Genomic DNA, 13,803 nt, shown 5'->3' with positions numbered 1-13,803 from the left:
ACCTTGAACTGCGCTAGCATACCATTGAGTTCCACCGCAAGGCATGACAGATCCTGGGCGGCAATGCGGTGAGGGTGAATACCACATTGTTTGTCGAAGAACACGGCGGTTTGTCATGAACTGTCCGGAGCGCTCCTTTGCTCCGGAGAAACTATCATGCCCTCGCCGTTCTCACCCACCAAGCCTGATCGGCCATTGCGTCGCTTGCTCATCATCTTGGCGCTGCTGGTCGCTGGCCTGTTCATCCCGGCCTTCGTGGTCACCTTCCGGCATCCTGCTGCTGGGAGGTATTGAGCCCTGGCAGCAGTGGCTCGACGATCACGCCGGGCATTTCTTTGTCTGGCGCCTGCGCCTGTATGCCGCCGTCGCGGCCGCCTGGCCCTGGGTGCGTCGCCGTCGCCTCGCGCGCGATCCGCAATCACGCCAGCAATTATGCGTTATCGAGGTGCTCGGTGTGCTCGGCATCGTGCTGTACGAAGCCAGCAACTGGCTGAGACTGTACTAAGGCCGGGGGCCTGCCATGACATTGCTGACGACCGATTATCTGGAGTATTACCTGACGCTGGTCGCCTGGATCGTGCATAACGGCATCTGGGCCATCGTGGTGACCAGTGGGGTGATTGCACTGCCGTTCCTGGCCATCATCCTTGGCGAGTGGCTGAACGTACGCACGGAGGGCGCAGACGAGGGCAACAAGGGCATCCTGTCGTCTCAGCGCATCGAGAACCGCATCCGGGTCGCCATCGTCGTGGTGATGTTCGCTTGCGTCCCGACCATCGATGTGGATCTGGCAACCATCAAGTTTGACACCAGTCGTTCGGCCCAATGTCAGGTGAATGTGCTACTGCCCGCCGAGACGGGCTGGAGCCAGTCTTTCACTACCCTCAACAACCAGAGCGCGAAAGCTCCGGTGTGGTGGGCGTTCATGCATGCGCTGTCGCGGGCGGTGACGGGGGCTGCGGTCGCGGCCATTCCGTGCGGCACCGATCTGCGCCAGATGCGCATGGAGATCAATGCCACGCGCATCGCCGATCCGGTGCTGGCCCGGGAGGTCGCGGACTTCACGCACGATTGCTACGGCCCGGCGAGGGCCAAGTTGTTCATGAGTCGCCCCGATCTCGACGATAACCAGATGCACGACGTGACATGGATCGGCGCCAACTATTTCGTCGGCGCCAGCGGCTACTACGACACCTACCGTGCCAGAACGCCACGCGAGGGCTGGGCCTACGACAGCAGCCGGGACGCCGGCCTGGCCCAGGTGCCAAGCGGTGCGGGGTATCCGACCTGCCTCCAGTGGTGGAGCGATGCCGGCAACGGCCTGCGTGCCCGCCTGCTGCAGCAGGTCGAGCCCGGCCTGCTCAGCCGCATCGCCGGCTGGGTGGGCTTTCTGAGTCGCGCCGAGGTGGATGATTCCGTGGTGCGCGCCATTGCCGCTCCGCGCCAGCAGAAAATGAACCTGGGCAGTGTCTATGCCGATTACGGTGGACAGATCGACAAGACCCTGCCCAACATCGTCACCCGCGCCGCTGGTGATGTGGGAATGGCCGTGGGCAGCCTGGCCTTTTTCCCGGCAATGGACGTGGTGCGCCAGGCGTTGCCGATGGTGATGTCGCTGCTCAAGATGGCGCTGATCATCAGCACACCGCTGCTGTTCACCCTGGCCACCTACGATATCCGCGCCTTCGTCACGATCAGCTGCGTCTACTTCGCGCTGTACTTCGTCGATTTCTGGTCCGAGCTGGCCCGCTGGATCGATTCGACCATCCTCGATGCCCTGTATGACTGGGGCATGGGCTTCAACCGGCCGCATATGAATTCAACATCATGCTGGGGCTGGACAACACCTTCGGCGACATGCTGTTGAATTTCGTCATGGGCACCATGTTTATTGTGCTGCCGACGTTTTGGGTCACAGCCTTGGGCTGGGTTGGGGTTCGTGCAGGCGGTGCAATTCAAGGGCTGAGCGACGGTGCTGCTGGCGCGGGCAAGGCAGGAAGCAAGGGAGCCGAGACAATGAGCGGCGGAAAGCTTCGCTAATGCCGCTCAGTCATCGTCATAACGTGGATCGTAAAAGCGATGATCCGGGGCATCGTTATACATATTTGGATTATACCCAGGATTCTTCTTGTGATCGGCCTGCTCCCCAATAGGCCAATCATCATCCTGATCGACGCCAGTGCCGCCGCCAGCATGCGCCAACACGGCAATGCCCAGGAACACCAGAGCCAGCCAGAAGGCGAGGTACAGCAGCACCAGAACGACGACGATCCTGAATGCCCAGGGCAGGATGCGGGCAACTTTTACCGACACGCCATGCCCAGCCAGCCAGCCAGGCCATAAAGCGGGCTTCCTGGCGCAAGAATGCCCGGTAGCCGTTACCCAGCCACTGGCCCAGCTTCCAGGCGGTGCGCTGCTTCTGTGGGTCGTGCTGCTGCATAATGAATACCTCGCTGGCTCAGCAACCGGATCACTGGCCTATGCTGCCTCCGCTCTCAAAGGGAAACGACAAAAGGCCTCAAGGGTTGCGACAAGGGAAGAGGCTCAAGGGCCAAAGGCCCTATCCGAAAAGGCCAAAAGGCTCAAAAGCCGCTCTCCCGAGTGGAGCTTGTACAGCAGGTGCGCTCCCACACCTGGCCGGCGTTTTCCGGCCTTCAATAGTGATAACGGCAGGCGGCAATCAGCAGCGCTTCATCCGTCACCGAATACACGAACCGATGCTCGGCAGTGATCCGCCTCGACCAGAAGCCTGCCAGGTTGTGGCGCAGCGGCTCCGGCTTGCCCTTGCCCTCGAAAGGGGTGCGGCGAGTCTCCTTGATCAGCTCGTTGATCTTTTTGACCATACGCTTATCTGCGTCCTGCCAGTACAGATAATCGTCCCAGGCTTGCTCAGACCAGATCAGCTTCACTCGGCGATATCCCGCTCGACACCCTGACCGCGCTTGAGGCTGTCAATCGAATCCATCAGGCGGCGTGCGTTGGCCGGAGAGCGCAGCAGGTAAGCCGTTTCCTCCAGCGCGTTGTACTCCTCCAGCGACATCAGCACGCACGCCTCGCCGTTCTGGCGGGTAATCAGGGTCGGGGCGCGATCCTCGACGGTCTGCACCATGGTGGCCGACAGGTTCTGCCGGGCTTCGGTATAGCTGATAGTGCGCATGGCAACCTCTCCTTCACATGTACAGCTCATTGTACATAACGCCAAAATCAATCACCAGATTTCCATGCCACTGGCAAGCAATCCCGAAGCCCCTGCATCAGCCCACGATATGACGCGGCAGCGCTACTCCGTCCACCGGCTGCGGTAAACGCCCCTGTACCAACAGGCGAAGATAGCTTTCGATCCCCGCCATGCTGTGCGGCGCTGCCTGCGGCAACACCGGCTGCGCGATCGGCTCGCCGCGTTCACAAGCATCGAGCCGGTCAGCCCAGTATTGCATCATCATCCGGCGCTGCTCCACATAGTCCGCATGGTTGTAGGCTGCGCGGATCTTGTTGGGGTCGGCATGGGACAACTGCACTTCGATCCATTCTTTCGGGTAACCCAGCTCGTTGAGCGCCGTGGAAATCGTCGCCCGGATGCCGCGACCTGTCAGCCAGTCGGCATAACCCATGCGATGCAGCGCGCCGTTGAGCGTGTTTTCGCTGATGCGTTCCTTGAGGCGGCTGCGATGCGACAGCAGGTAGTGCTGCGCGGGGCGGCGGGCGTGCTCGTCGATCAGCACACGCACAATGTCGATAGCCTGCTGGGGCAGCGGCACGATATAGGGCGCAATGGTCTTGCCCTCGCGACGCAGCTTGACCTGCAACTGCTTGACGATGACCGGCGGGATGATCCACAGGCCGCGCTCCAGGTCGAACTGCTCAGGCACCGCCTGGCGTAGCTCCCCAGTACGCACGCCGGTCAGCAGCAACAGGCGCAAGCCCATCCTGGTGACTTCCTGGCCGCCATAGCTGCGCAAGGTCTGCAGGAAGGTGGGCAACTCGTCCATGCGCAGGAACGGGTTGTGCGATACGGGAGGCTTGGGCGCGGCCACGATATCGAGGTCGCTGGCCGGGTTGTAGCGCAAGCCCTTTTCGACCATCGCATAGCGAAACAGCTGATTGAACCAGGTGCGCACCTTCTCGGCGGTGGTAAACGCCTTGCGCCGCTCGATGCGACGTAGCACGTCCATCAGGTGCGGATTGTCGATATCGAAGATGGACAGCTTGCCCAGCCAGGGCAATACGTCCTTGGCAAAAATGCGGTCGATCTGCGACAGGGTGCTCTGAGGGCCGGTTTTCAGGCCCAGCGCTTGAAGTCACGCCAGGCCTTGAAGACGGAAGCAAAGGTGTTCAGGGGCGCGGCCAGCTCTGCCGCCTTGACCTGCAGACGGTGAACACGCGGATCAACGCCACGGGCGACCTGCGATCGCAAGTCGTCGCGCTGCTCACGCGCATCCTTGAGGGACATTTCGGGATAGCTGCCAACGGCAACGCGCTGTTGCTTGCCAAGCCAGGTAAAACGGAAGTGCCACTTCTTCGCCCCTCGACCGGTGACGAACAGCACCAGGCCGTCCGCATCGTTGAGGGTGTAGTCTTTGCCGGTGGTCTTCGCCTGCCGGCCTACTGCATCTGTTAACTCCATGGGTACATCTCCTTCAAGTTGAGGAGAGGTGTACCGTGCTCAGGGGCAGTGGCTCAGCAAACAATCCGCACCAGCAACCGCCCGGATTTCATGTACTGTTTCGTGTACTGATTGGGCGTGGTTGACAGTGGAACTGAGCAGCTTTCGCTAGACATTCCCCAGGGCTAAAACCCTGTTGAATCAATAACCTACAGACTTTGGTAGACGTCTATAGATGAATAATTGGAGCGGGAAACGAGACTCGAACTCGCGACCCCGACCTTGGCAAGGTCGTGCTCTACCAACTGAGCTATTCCCGCAATGGCGTCCCCTAGGGGACTCGAACCCCTGTTACCGCCGTGAAAGGGCGGTGTCCTAGGCCACTAGACGAAGGGGACACACACACTTTTCAGTGTACCAGCACCTGAACCTCACGATTCAGACTGGATTTTTATTTCCCGCCCCGCCGTTAAGCGTTGCCGGAGAATTTGGAGCGGGAAACGAGACTCGAACTCGCGACCCCGACCTTGGCAAGGTCGTGCTCTACCAACTGAGCTATTCCCGCAATTTGGCGTCCCCTAGGGGACTCGAACCCCTGTTACCGCCGTGAAAGGGCGGTGTCCTAGGCCACTAGACGAAGGGGACACGCTGCTGGCATTACTGCCTGCTTTCACTTCCTGCTGCGTTCTGCTGTGTGCTTTACGCTGCAAGTGGCGCGCATTCTATGGAGGGATGGATAAGCCGTCAACCCTTTTGTAGAAATTTATTTAAATCAATGACTTCCCGCCCTGCCGTCCCAACTCGCCCCTGCGTTATACGAAGCTCGGGCTGAATTTCTGACGTCAGCGCCGCATAAATATGCCAGCATTCAGCCACTGGGCAAACGGCCGATAATGAACACAGGCTGTCAGGGATTATGCAACCTCGCCCTACACTCAATGATGCAATCCATTTCATGAGGCATTCACGGTGACACCACTTCTGATCACCCTGCTCGTCGTGGCGGGTATCGCACTGCTGATTCTGATTGGCTACCTCAATAACGTGGTCGAGAACGGCAAGCTCGAGCGCGCTCGATTGAAGATCGAACTGGCCGATCGCCTGCGTCGCTGTGGCGAAATCAGTGAAACTTTCCCCGGCCAGTACATGACTCCTGGGCTGAAATTGCTGCTGACCCGGCTGGAACTCAATGTGAACCAGCGCCAGCTTGCCCTGGACAAGCACAATGCCGACATCAAGGCGCGCATCGCTGAAGTAGAAGCGCTGATCGCCAAGGGCGAGCAGATACCAGTCAACAACCCACCCAACCCGATTCTGACCGAAGCCAAGGCCAAGGACGTGCGGTTTCTGCTCGAAGCCTTGCACAACCAGATCACCCGCGCCGCGCAGGAAGGCTTCTTACCTGCTCTGGAAGCCAAGCACTGGCTCAAGGAAATTCGCCACATCCTGGTATTACTGCATATCGAGTTCTTCAACAACCTCGGCCAGCAGGCCTTGCAGAACGAACAGCCCGGCCAGGCCCGCCTGGCCTTCGAACGGGGCGTGCAATACCTGCGCAAGCAGCCCGAACCGAAGGTCTATGAAGAGCAGCTGACGTACCTTGAAAAACTGCTGGCGCGGGTGAACGCCCAAGTGCTGGATCAGCTGGCGCCGACCGAAGACGAAGAAAACGAGCTGACCGAAGGCTTGAAGACCGACGACGAGGAAACCTGGAAGAAGAAGGCGATGTACGACTGAACATCTTGCCCGTACCGGCGGCTCAGGCATGCCGCCGGTACAGGCTCAGGGGCGATCAGCAGTCAGTCAGTTGCAGGAAAATCGCCGCCAGCTGCTCAAGCCCCGCCTGATCGGCTTCACTGAAACGCCCAACCGTAGGGCTGTCCAGATCCAGCACGCCCACCAGCCTGCCCTCCTTGATCAGTGGAATCACCAGCTCGCTGTTGGACGCGCTGTCGCAGGCAATGTGCCCGGCAAAGGCATGCACGTCCTCTACGCGCTGGGTTTGCCGCGTGGCTGCTGCGGTGCCGCATACGCCTTTGCCAAAGGGAATGCGCACGCAGGCCACCTGGCCCTGGAACGGGCCGAGCACCAGCTGTTCATCGCGATTGATGTAGAACCCCGCCCAGTTCAGGTCTTCGATCTGGTGATAGACGAAGGCCGAGAACTGCGCGGCGTTGGCGGTAAAATCACGTTCGTCGGCGAACAGCGCGTGCACTTGCGCCGCCAGCAGGGCGTAGCCGTCCAGGCCAGCACCACTGGCATTAAGATCGATCATCGGGTTTGCTCCAGCAATTGCAGCCCGACCCAATAGCGGGCGAACTGATAGGCACATCGGCCATTACGATTACCGCGGCCAGTAGCCCAGCGCACGGCGAGTATGTCCAGGGCTTCGTCACGCTGCCAGCGCAGCCCGGCCGGGCGCGCGAGCTGGCCGATCCAGTGCTCGACCACATCGAGGAAGTGCTCCTGGCTGAAGGGGTAGAAAGACAGCCACAACCCGAAGCGGTCGGATAAGGCGATCTTGTCTTCCACCGCTTCGTTGGGATGCAACTCGCCATCGACCATCTGCCAGTTTTCGTTGTCGCTCTGTTTCTCCGGCACCAGGTGGCGGCGGTTGGACGTGGCGTACAACAGGACGTTGTCCGGGGCCTGCTCCAGCGAGCCATCGAGTACGCTCTTGAGCACTCGGTAGTCGCCCTCGCCTGCCTCGAACGACAGGTCGTCGCAGAACAGGATGAAGCGCTGCGGCAATTTCTGCAGTTGCTCGACCACCCGCGGCAGGTCGGCCAAATGGTCGCGCTCGATTTCGATCAAGCGCAGCCCCGCCTTGGCGTGCTCGGCCAGCAGCGCGCGCACCAGCGAAGACTTGCCCGTGCCGCGCGAGCCCCACAGCAACGCGTGGTTGGCCGGCAGGCCATTGATGAACTGATGGGTATTGCGGCCAAGCTGGTCACGCTGCTGGTCGACCCCGATCAGGTCGCTCAGGCGGATATCCAGGCTGACCTCCAGCGGCATCAGGTAGCCACTGCGGCCGTCGCGCTGCCAGCGGGCAGCCAGGGTCGCGGACCAGTCGATCTCGGGACGCGGTGCCGGCAGCAGCGGTTCGAGACGGGCCAGCACCGTTTCGGCGCGGTCCAGAAAAGCAATCAAGCGGGCGTCCATGACGACTCCTACACATTCGAATTCGGGTTGGCGGGTGGCCCGTTCTCCTTGCACCGCACCGTACAGTCGCAACGGCACGTAGCACCGTGCCATGACGTACAAGGCTATTGAGCAATGAAACGGCCAACCCAGGCGGTCAGCCTGATCAGGGCTGAATATGTGACAGACCCGCCAGCAGCCGCGATCGATCGGCTATGCTTGCGCAGCGCAAGGAATGTGGAACCGGCTCGGGACTCATGGATATCAAGTTCACCAATCGCCTGTCATACAAGCAAGCCCGGTTGACAGTCCTGGTTGGCTTCATCCTGGGAACATTGCTCAGTCTTGTCCAGATCGGCATCGATTATGCCAGCGAAGACGCCTCGATCAACCGCGAAGTGCGTGCGCTGCTGCAAATCAGCCACAACCCGGCCTCGCGCATTGCCTACAACATCGACTCGGAACTGGCACTGGAGTTGACCCGGGGCCTTCTGGAGTCGCCTGCCATCGTGCGTGCACGCTTGATCGACAACAACGAGACGGTGCTGGCCGACGTGGAGCGACCGCGACTCGAAGACCGCTACAGGCCGATCAGCGACTTTCTCTTCGGCGATCATCGCCAACTGCGCGACCCCCTGTTTCTCACCCACATGCCCGACGAATACCTGGGCACGCTGTACCTGGACGTGGACACCTACCCCTTCGGCCGGCGTTTTCTCGACCGCGCCGGCCTCACCCTGCTCAACGGCTTTGCCCGCAGCCTGGTGCTGACAGGCCTGTTGCTGGCACTGTTCTACGTGATGCTGACCAAGCCGTTGGTCACGGTGATCGGTGCGCTGAGTGGCGGCGATGCGCGCAAGCCCATGCAGGGACGACTGCAATGCCCGCCCGGTCATGAGCACGATGAAATCGGTGTGCTGGTGAAGGTGGCCAACCAGCAGTTCGTCAGCATGTCCACCGAGATCGAGCAGCGCCGTACGGCCGAGAATCGGCTCACCCAGTACCTCAACGAGCTGGAGAATATCGTTGCGGCCCGCACCGACGAACTCAAGGCGAGCAACGACAACCTCAGCCTGACCAACCAGGAGCTTGAACAGGCCCGGCAGCGGGCGCTGGACATGGCCCATGCACGGGCGGCGTTCCTGGCCAACATGAGCCACGAGATCCGCACGCCCCTCAACGGGATGCTCGGCATGATCGCCCTGGCGCTGGACAACCCACTGCCAGGCGAGCAGCGCCAGCAGCTGGCCATTGCCCATGATTCCGGCAAAGTCCTGGTCGAATTGCTCAACGATATCCTCGATCTGTCGAAATTCGATGCAGGCCAGCTTGAGCTCGAACACATCCCCTTCGACATGGCGACCTTGGTCGAGGACACCGCCAGCCTTCTGTCGCAGAACGTGGCCCAAGGGGTCGAACTGACCTGCCTGATTGCCCATGACTTCCCGGCAAGCGTGTTGGGCGACCCCACGCGGGTGCGCCAGATCGTCGGCAACCTGTTGTCCAATGCCTTGAAATTCACGCGCTTCGGGCGGGTGGACGTAAGGCTTGAGCCAATGATCGGCGGCGTGCGCCTGGAAGTCCGGGATACCGGCATCGGCATCCCTGAAGATGCGCAAGCGCGTATCTTCCAGCCCTTCACCCAGGCCGGCGCAGGCATCACGCGTCAGTACGGCGGTACCGGCCTGGGCCTGGCCCTGACCCGTAACCTGTGCAAGGCCATGCACGGGCATCTGCATATCCGGTCCCAGCCCGGTTTTGGCAGCCGCTTCACCGCAGAGCTGCCCCTCAACGCCTACGCCAAGGCTGATGCGCCCGAGCCTTTGCACGCCAGCGTGGCTGCACTGACCGCAGCGGGCAGCGGCCTGCATGAGCTGATGCTTGGCCTGCTACCGGCCTTGGGCCTGGCGTATGCACGTCACGACGGCATTGAGACCGTGGCTGGCACAACCGAACTGCTGATCCTTGACGATGGGCAAGCGCTGGCCGAAGTGCGCAGGGTTTCGCAGATACCCATTCTGCTCGTCACTGCCTACGGCAATTTCCTGCCCAGCGAACAGGCGTTGGCCATGGCTCCTCTGCATCAGCTCGCACGCCCGCTGACCCGGGGGGCGCTGTACCAGACGCTGCATCGGGTATTGCAAGGACACGATGCCGAGCATCCATTGGCAACCCCGCCCACCGCTACAGCCAAAGGCCGGGCACGCATCCTTCTGGTGGAGGACAACCCCGTCAATCAACTGGTGGCCAACGGCATGCTGGCAAAGCTGGGGTGTCAGGTCGAATTGGCCACGCAAGGTGTCGAAGCCCTGGCGCGGCTCGAGGAGCAGGCTTTCGACCTGGTGCTGATGGACTGCAACATGCCGGTGATGGATGGGTACGAGGCCACCCGGCGCATCCGTGAGCGCGGCCGTTGGCCAGGGCTGCCGATTGTCGCACTCACCGCCAATGCAATGCCCGAGGAGCGCGAGCGATGCCTGGCGGCCGGCATGGATGATTACCTGGCCAAGCCGTTCCGGCGCGAGGATCTGCTGGCCGTGGTCGATCGCTGGGTGCCGGTCAGCGGCTGAGCAGGCGCTCGATGTCCGCCTCCAATGCCTGCGGCTTGGTGGTCGGCGCATAACGCACCACCTGGCCGCTGACTGGGTCGAGCAGGAACTTGGTGAAATTCCACTTGATCTTCTGGCTACCCAGAATGCCGGGCGCCCGCTGTTTGAGCTCGGCGAACAAGGGATGGGTACCCGGGCCGTTGACCTCCACCTTGCGAAACAGCGCAAAGCTCACGCCGAAATTGCGCTGGCAGAACTGCGCGATATCACGCGCCTCGCCAGGCTCCTGCTTGCCGAACTGGTTGCAGGGAAAGCCCAGCACCATCAGCCCCCGATCACGGTACCTCTGCCACAGCTGTTCCAACCCGGCGTATTGCGGCGTGAAACCGCACTGGCTGGCGGTGTTGACCACCAGCACGGCCTTGCCTGGGAAGTCGCCCAGCTTCTTGTGCTCGCCTGTAATGGTGACACAGGGAATATCCAGCAGCGATGCGGCCATGTTCGAGCTCCGGTCAGTCACGGGGGCGCAAGTCGATGCACACCGAGTTGATGCAGTAGCGCAGCCCGGTCGGTGGCGGCCCGTCGGGGAACACGTGGCCCAGGTGAGCATCGCAGCGGGCACAGGTGACCTCGGTGCGGATCATGCCGTGGGACGTGTCGCGGATCTCGATCATCGCGCTGTCCTCGATAGGGGCGTAGAAGCTTGGCCAACCACAGCCCGAATCGAACTTGGTCTGGGCATCGAACAGCGCCAGCCCGCAGCAGATGCAGTGATAGATGCCGTCGCGGCGCTCGCTGTTGTACTTGCCGCTGAACGGCCTTTCGGTACCTTTCAGGCGGCACACCTGGTATTGCTCGGGGTCGAGCATCGACCGCCACTGTTCCAGGGTTTTCTCGATCTTTTGCATGGGGCTACCTCGGCAGGCTCAATTTCACCCTGCGCCGTCTTTTCCGGGGCGCGGGTGGCACGTATATTAGTTGGCTTCGTGTGCAAGGCGTTCAGTCTCGCACCCGCTTTGTGCCCTTACAAACCTTTCGGCCGGGCATAGCGCGTTTTCTCAATCGGGATTCCATCATGCAGTTCAGCAAATCGAACAAGCTCGCCAATGTGTGCTACGACATTCGCGGCCCTGTGCTCAAGCACGCCAAGCGCCTGGAAGAGGAAGGCCACCGCATCCTCAAGCTGAACATCGGCAACCCGGCGCCGTTCGGTTTCGAGGCGCCCGATGAAATTCTGCAGGACGTGATCCGCAACCTGCCTACCGCGCAGGGCTACAGCGATTCCAAAGGCCTGTTCAGCGCACGCAAGGCGGTGATGCAGTACTGCCAGCAAAAGGGCATCGAAGGCGTCGGCATCGAAGACATCTACCTGGGCAACGGCGTGTCCGAGTTGATCGTCATGTCGATGCAGGCCCTGCTGAACAACGGTGACGAGGTGCTCATCCCCGCCCCCGACTACCCCCTGTGGACGGCAGCCGTAAGCCTGGCCGGTGGCAAACCGGTGCACTACCTGTGCGACGAGCAAGCCGACTGGTTCCCGGACCTGGAGGACATCAAGGCCAAAATCACCCCCAACACCAAGGCACTGGTCATCATCAACCCCAACAACCCCACGGGCGCGGTCTACTCCACGGAGCTGTTGCGGGGCATGCTGGAACTGGCTCGCCAGCATAACCTGGTGGTGTTCTCAGACGAAATCTACGACAAGATTCTTTATGACGAAGCGGTGCACATCAGCACGGCCTCCCTGGCACCGGACTTGCTGTGCCTGACCTTCAACGGCCTGTCCAAGTCCTACCGCGTGGCAGGCTTTCGCTCCGGCTGGCTGATCATTTCCGGGCCCAAGCACCATGCCCTGAGCTACATCGAAGGCATCGACATGCTGGCCAACATGCGCTTGTGCGCCAACGTACCGGCCCAGCACGCCATTCAGACAGCACTGGGTGGCTACCAGAGCATCAACGACCTGGTGCTGCCGCCAGGGCGCTTGCTGGAGCAGCGCAACCGCACCTATGAACTGCTCAACGACATCCCTGGCGTGAGCTGCGTCAAGCCCATGGGCGCGCTGTATGCGTTCCCGAAGATCGACCCGAAGGTCTGCCCGATCCTCAACGACGAGAAATTTGCCTTGGACCTGCTGCTGTCCGAGAAGCTGCTCATCGTCCAGGGCACGGCGTTCAATTGGCCTTGGCCGGACCATTTCCGCGTGGTGACACTGCCCCGCGTAGATGACTTGGAAGCGGCCATCGGACGAATCGGCAATTTCCTCAGGACCTATTCGCAGTAAGCACACGCGCCGCGGGCGCTCACAGTTGGCCGAAATCGTGGTTCAAGCTGTGAGCGCTGGCGAGCCCGCCATAGGAAAAAGCGCAGCCTTGCGCGCGCCCTAGCATGTTTCTTACATCCTGCAATGCTCTATCCCACAGCCGGCTTCCCCTCCTCTGCCATACTGCGGCTTACACAGTTTGAAATAGTCCGTCGATTGAATCCCGGCGGCAGGCCCCTTATATACCCCGCAGTAAGCGACAATTCATCCGTCAGGAGAACGTAACAACCATGATGCGCATTCTGTTGTTTGTGGCCACCAACCTTGCGGTGGTGCTGGTTGCAAGCATTACCCTGAGCCTGTTCGGTTTCAACGGGTTCATGGCGGCCAACGGGGTCGACCTCGACCTTGGCAGCCTGCTCGTGTTCTGTGCGGTGTTCGGTTTCGCCGGCTCGCTGGTTTCGCTGTTCATCTCCAAGTGGATGGCGAAGATGAGCACCGGCACCCAGATCATCAGCCAGCCGCGTACCCGTCATGAGCAGTGGCTGCTGCAAACGGTCGAGGAGTTGTCCCGCGAGGCTGGCATCAAGATGCCGGAGGTGGGTATTTTCCCGGCCTATGAAGCCAACGCCTTCGCCACTGGCTGGAACCGTAACGATGCGCTGGTAGCGGTCTCTCAAGGCCTGCTGGAGCGTTTCTCGCCCGATGAAGTGCGCGCGGTGCTGGCGCACGAGATCGGCCACGTTGCCAACGGCGACATGGTCACCCTGGCGCTGGTCCAAGGCGTGGTGAACACCTTCGTGATGTTCTTCGCCCGGATCATCGGCAACTTCGTCGACAAGGTCATCTTCAAGAACGAGGAAGGCCAGGGTATCGCCTACTACGTCGCGACCATCGTGGCCGAACTGATTCTGGGCATTCTGGCCAGCATCATCGTCATGTGGTTCTCGCGCCGCCGCGAGTATCGCGCAGACGAAGCCGGCGCTCGCCTGGCTGGCACCTCGGCCATGATCGGCGCCCTGCAGCGCCTGCGTGTGGAGCAGGGCCTGCCGGTCCACATGCCCGATACGCTCAAGGCCTTTGGCATCAATGGCGGCCTCAAGCAGGGCCTGGCCGGCCTGCTGATGAGCCACCCGCCGCTGGAAGACCGCATCGACGCCCTGCGCCGCCGCGGTTGATCCGCCCCACCCTGCAAAAGGCGACCTCGGTCGCCTTTTTTGTGAGTGCTCGATAACGCGGCAAGG

At 61.2% G+C, this 13,803-nt stretch carries 11 protein-coding genes, 4 tRNA genes and 3 pseudogenes; 6 read left to right on the top strand and 12 right to left on the bottom strand.

Annotated elements, in window-relative coordinates; translation table 11 throughout:
• Positions 1–115: 115 nt before the first annotated feature.
• Positions 116–505, top strand: coding sequence for a hypothetical protein (locus tag ACK59L_RS16440; RefSeq protein ID WP_409274761.1), 390 nt, complete (start codon positions 116–118; stop codon positions 503–505).
• Between the two features lie 15 nt (positions 506–520).
• Positions 521–2,040 (top strand): annotated as a pseudogene (locus ACK59L_RS16435) (conjugal transfer protein TraG N-terminal domain-containing protein).
• A 6-nt stretch (positions 2,041–2,046) separates the two neighbouring features.
• Here ACK59L_RS16435 and ACK59L_RS16430 read toward each other — a convergent pair.
• The 8 genes and pseudogenes from ACK59L_RS16430 to ACK59L_RS16395 form a co-directional block, all read right to left on the bottom strand.
• Positions 2,047–2,349: pseudogene (locus ACK59L_RS16430) on the bottom strand (DUF3742 family protein); the annotation flags it as partial.
• A 305-nt stretch (positions 2,350–2,654) separates the two neighbouring features.
• Complete coding sequence (locus ACK59L_RS16425) at positions 2,655–2,909, bottom strand: Txe/YoeB family addiction module toxin (protein ID WP_004152371.1); 255 nt, start codon at positions 2,907–2,909, stop codon at positions 2,655–2,657.
• Entirely contained in the window at positions 2,906–3,157 is a 252-nt protein-coding gene (gene yefM, locus ACK59L_RS16420; protein ID WP_144965975.1) for a YoeB-YefM toxin-antitoxin system antitoxin YefM, read from the bottom strand. Before yefM ends, ACK59L_RS16425 begins: the two co-directional genes overlap by 4 nt.
• 235 nt (positions 3,158–3,392) lie before the next feature.
• Positions 3,393–4,624: pseudogene (locus tag ACK59L_RS16415) on the bottom strand (tyrosine-type recombinase/integrase); the annotation flags it as partial.
• Between the two features lie 223 nt (positions 4,625–4,847).
• A tRNA-Gly gene (locus tag ACK59L_RS16410) sits at positions 4,848–4,923 on the bottom strand.
• Positions 4,924–4,925: 2 nt separating this feature from the next.
• A tRNA-Glu gene (locus tag ACK59L_RS16405) sits at positions 4,926–5,001 on the bottom strand.
• Positions 5,002–5,092: 91 nt separating this feature from the next.
• A tRNA-Gly gene (locus tag ACK59L_RS16400) sits at positions 5,093–5,168 on the bottom strand.
• Positions 5,169–5,172: 4 nt separating this feature from the next.
• Positions 5,173–5,248 (bottom strand) — tRNA-Glu (locus ACK59L_RS16395).
• A 324-nt stretch (positions 5,249–5,572) separates the two neighbouring features.
• Here ACK59L_RS16395 and ACK59L_RS16390 point away from each other — a divergent pair.
• The gene (locus tag ACK59L_RS16390; protein ID WP_023535381.1) at positions 5,573–6,340 is read left to right on the top strand and encodes a hypothetical protein; all 768 of its coding nucleotides are present in this window, start codon (positions 5,573–5,575) and stop codon (positions 6,338–6,340) included.
• 55 nt (positions 6,341–6,395) lie between these two features.
• Here the strand turns inward: ACK59L_RS16390 and ACK59L_RS16385 are convergent, their stop codons facing one another.
• Positions 6,396–6,878 carry a GAF domain-containing protein gene (locus tag ACK59L_RS16385; RefSeq protein ID WP_409274758.1) on the bottom strand — a complete coding sequence of 161 codons (483 nt, stop codon included), beginning with the start codon at positions 6,876–6,878 and terminating at the stop codon, positions 6,396–6,398.
• A complete protein-coding gene (locus ACK59L_RS16380) occupies positions 6,875–7,765 on the bottom strand; it encodes an ATP-binding protein (RefSeq protein ID WP_144965977.1) in 891 nt (296 codons plus the stop codon). Before ACK59L_RS16380 ends, ACK59L_RS16385 begins: the two co-directional genes overlap by 4 nt.
• Before the next feature lie 194 nt (positions 7,766–7,959).
• On the opposite strand from ACK59L_RS16380, the gene ACK59L_RS16375 reads away from it, so the two are divergent.
• Complete coding sequence (locus ACK59L_RS16375; RefSeq protein WP_409274754.1) at positions 7,960–10,314, top strand: response regulator; 2,355 nt, start codon at positions 7,960–7,962, stop codon at positions 10,312–10,314.
• Here the strand turns inward: ACK59L_RS16375 and ACK59L_RS16370 are convergent.
• Both ACK59L_RS16370 and msrB read right to left on the bottom strand, forming a co-directional pair.
• Positions 10,304–10,792 carry a glutathione peroxidase gene (locus ACK59L_RS16370; RefSeq protein ID WP_058605777.1) on the bottom strand — a complete coding sequence of 163 codons (489 nt, stop codon included), beginning with the start codon at positions 10,790–10,792 and terminating at the stop codon, positions 10,304–10,306. The two genes, ACK59L_RS16375 and ACK59L_RS16370, sit on opposite strands and share 11 nt — an antisense overlap.
• Before the next feature lie 13 nt (positions 10,793–10,805).
• A complete protein-coding gene (gene msrB / locus ACK59L_RS16365) occupies positions 10,806–11,201 on the bottom strand; it encodes a peptide-methionine (R)-S-oxide reductase MsrB (RefSeq protein WP_025338187.1) in 396 nt (131 codons plus the stop codon).
• A 167-nt stretch (positions 11,202–11,368) separates the two neighbouring features.
• Here msrB and ACK59L_RS16360 point away from each other — a divergent pair, with 167 nt between their 5' ends.
• Together ACK59L_RS16360 and htpX are read left to right on the top strand one after the other, a co-directional pair.
• A complete protein-coding gene (locus ACK59L_RS16360) occupies positions 11,369–12,580 on the top strand; it encodes a pyridoxal phosphate-dependent aminotransferase (RefSeq protein WP_058605778.1) in 1,212 nt (403 codons plus the stop codon).
• 269 nt (positions 12,581–12,849) lie between these two features.
• Entirely contained in the window at positions 12,850–13,737 is an 888-nt protein-coding gene (gene htpX / locus ACK59L_RS16355; protein WP_023535364.1) for a protease HtpX, read from the top strand.
• The last annotated feature ends 66 nt before the right edge of the window (positions 13,738–13,803 follow it).

It is taken from the genome of Pseudomonas sp. KCJK9111 (assembly GCF_046231935.1).
Taxonomy (GTDB): domain Bacteria; phylum Pseudomonadota; class Gammaproteobacteria; order Pseudomonadales; family Pseudomonadaceae; genus Aquipseudomonas; species Aquipseudomonas parafulva_B.
The sequence above is the reverse complement of the archived record's forward strand: the minus strand, read 5'-3'. Positions and strand labels throughout refer to the sequence as shown.

Coding starts and splice junctions, on each gene's coding strand:
- ACK59L_RS16440 (WP_409274761.1), top strand. CDS start 116: ATGAACTGTCCGGAGCGCTCCTTTGCTCCGGAGAAACTATCATGCCCT.
- yefM (WP_144965975.1), bottom strand. CDS start 3,157: ATGCGCACTATCAGCTATACCGAAGCCCGGCAGAACCTGTCGGCCACC.
- ACK59L_RS16385 (WP_409274758.1), bottom strand. CDS start 6,878: ATGATCGATCTTAATGCCAGTGGTGCTGGCCTGGACGGCTACGCCCTG.
- ACK59L_RS16380 (WP_144965977.1), bottom strand. CDS start 7,765: ATGGACGCCCGCTTGATTGCTTTTCTGGACCGCGCCGAAACGGTGCTG.
- ACK59L_RS16375 (WP_409274754.1), top strand. CDS start 7,960: ATGCTTGCGCAGCGCAAGGAATGTGGAACCGGCTCGGGACTCATGGAT.
- ACK59L_RS16370 (WP_058605777.1), bottom strand. CDS start 10,792: ATGGCCGCATCGCTGCTGGATATTCCCTGTGTCACCATTACAGGCGAG.
- msrB (WP_025338187.1), bottom strand. CDS start 11,201: ATGCAAAAGATCGAGAAAACCCTGGAACAGTGGCGGTCGATGCTCGAC.
- ACK59L_RS16360 (WP_058605778.1), top strand. CDS start 11,369: ATGCAGTTCAGCAAATCGAACAAGCTCGCCAATGTGTGCTACGACATT.
- htpX (WP_023535364.1), top strand. CDS start 12,850: ATGATGCGCATTCTGTTGTTTGTGGCCACCAACCTTGCGGTGGTGCTG.